The organism is Paraburkholderia sp. Tr-20389 (assembly GCF_017104565.1).
Taxonomy (GTDB): Bacteria; Pseudomonadota; Gammaproteobacteria; order Burkholderiales; family Burkholderiaceae; genus Paraburkholderia.
In genome coordinates this window covers 1-1,381 of the sequence record NZ_JAAGPD010000108.1, presented here as the reverse complement: position 1 = coordinate 1,381, position 1,381 = coordinate 1, and the positions used below count along the sequence as shown (strand labels likewise).

The following is a 1,381-nucleotide window of genomic DNA, read 5'->3' as shown; positions in this document are numbered from 1 at the left end:
CGGGCATGCGCATCGTCGAGATGGTGTGGGAAGACTTGAAGCCGTCGGACATCCTCACGGAGAAATCGATCGATAACGCCGTGACGACCTGCCTCGCGCTGTCGGGATCGACGAATGCGATCGTGCACATGATCGCGTTGGCGCGTCGCGCGGGCATCCCGTTGACGCTCGATCGCTACGATTCGATTTCGCGCCGCACGCCGGTCCTCGCGAACATCCGGCCGACGGGCGCGTTTCTGATGGAAGACTTCTATTACGCCGGTGGCCTGCCGGCGATGCTCGCGGAACTGGGCGATCTGATCGACCGCTCGCAGAAGACCGTGAATGGCAAGACCCTCGGCGAGAACCTCGAAGGCGCGCAGATTTTCAACGACGACGTGATCCGCCGCCGCAGCAATCCGCTGATGCCGGACAACGGTCTTGCCGTGCTACGCGGCAACATCGCGCCCGATGGTGCAGTCATCAAGCCGGGCGCCGCCGAACCGCATCTGCTGGTGCACACCGGCCGCGCGGTGGTGTTCAGCGATTACAACGACATGGCCGCGCGCATCGACAGCGACGCCCTCGACATCGACGAAACCTGCGTGATCGTGCTGCAGCACGCGGGCCCCGTCGGCGCGCCGGGCATGCCCGAATGGGGCCAGTTGCCGATCCCGCAAAAGCTGCTGAAAAAGGGCGTGCGCGACATGCTGCGCATTTCCGATGCGCGCATGAGCGGCACGAGCTACGGCGCATGCGTGTTGCACGTGGCGCCGGAATCGTTCATCGGCGGGCCGTTTGCGCTGGTGCGCGACGGCGACCTGATCGAACTCGATGTGCCGCAGCGCAGGCTGAACGTGCTGGTATCGAATGAAGAACTCGCGCGGCGCAAGGCCGAGTGGGTTACGCCCGCGCCGCGATTCACGCGCGGCTACGGCGCGATGCATCAGGTACATGTGCTGCAGGCCGACAAGGGCTGCGACTTCGATTTCCTGCAACGCGATGGCGCGAGCGCTTCGGTAGGCGAGCCGGAAATTCACTGAATTCGAAGACGGAAACAGAGCAACAAGAACTCGCACGCTGCACGGCGGATTGCCATGCCGCGCGACGACAACAGGCAACAACATCAATACCACGCCCGAGGAGGGGATACGGATGGAGAAGAAGCAATTGTCAGGCGCCAAGGCGGCGCTGGTGATCGGCGCGTCGCTGGTCACGGCAGCACCGGCTTTCGCGCAAAACAGCGTGACGCTGTACGGCATCGTCGATAACGGCATCGGTTATCAGTCGAGTTCGACGACGCTCGGTTCGACCGCAGGCGGTCATTCGGCCGTCAAGATGGTCACGGGCGTGTGGGCAGGCAGCCGTTTCGGCCTGAAGGGCGCGGAAGATCTCGGCGGCG

At 64.0% G+C, this 1,381-nt stretch carries 2 protein-coding genes; both read left to right on the top strand.

The genetic code is table 11. The annotated features are described in order from the left end of the window. Positions 1-1,022 (top strand): dihydroxy-acid dehydratase (locus tag G3N95_RS40365; protein ID WP_205975645.1); only part of this gene is annotated, 1,022 nt, incomplete at its 5' end. Positions 1,023-1,134: 112 nt separating this feature from the next. Further along, positions 1,135-1,381 (top strand): porin (locus G3N95_RS40360; protein WP_205975644.1); only part of this gene is annotated, 247 nt, incomplete at its 3' end.